The 580-nt window shown below is 67.9% G+C and carries 2 protein-coding genes; both read right to left on the bottom strand.

Annotated elements, in window-relative coordinates:
• Positions 1 to 355 (bottom strand): amino acid ABC transporter permease (locus K9U40_RS23270; protein WP_282892440.1); only part of this gene is annotated, 355 nt, incomplete at its 3' end.
• Between the two features lie 27 nt (positions 356 to 382).
• A partial coding sequence (locus tag K9U40_RS23275; RefSeq protein ID WP_282892441.1) for a transporter substrate-binding domain-containing protein occupies positions 383 to 580 on the bottom strand: 198 nt, incomplete at its 5' end.

A 580-nucleotide genomic window follows, 5' to 3' on the forward strand; every position in this document is an offset into this window, starting at 1 on the left:
GCCCCTTGTCGATCGACTGGATCGCGCCGCGCACGATCTCGGACACGTAGGCGCCCGAGTAGATGCCCAGGCCGATCACGCCGCACACGAAGGCCGGCAGCAGGATGCCGAACTGCGGCAGGCCGAAGAACAGGATGAACAGCTGCACCAGCAGCGGCGTGCCGCGGATGACCGCCACGTAGGCGGTGCACAGGCCGTACACGATGCGGTTGCGGGGATTGAGGCGGCCGATGCCCACCAGCAGGCCCATGACGCATCCGAGCAGCAGCGAGGCGGCCGTGATCTCCACGGTCACCGCCGCGCCCTGCAGCAGTTGGGGCCAGCCGGCCCATACGGGGGAAAAATCGAGTTCCATCGCTTCAGGTCGTCACGGGGGTCGTGCTTACTTGGCCGCCGGCGCGCTGAACCACTTCTTCTCGATGGCGGCATAGGTGCCGTCGGCCTTGAGCCTGGCGATGGCGCCATTCACGGCGCGTGTCAGCTCGGGCGTGTCCTTGCGCAGCGCCATGCCGTATTCCTCGGTGGTGAGCTGTTCCTGGAGCACGCGCAGGCCGGGCCGCGTGCGGGTGTACTGGTAGGC

The sequence above is a fragment of the Xanthobacter autotrophicus genome (assembly GCF_030015065.1).
In the GTDB taxonomy this organism is placed as follows: Bacteria; Pseudomonadota; Alphaproteobacteria; order Rhizobiales; family Xanthobacteraceae; genus Xanthobacter; species Xanthobacter autotrophicus_D.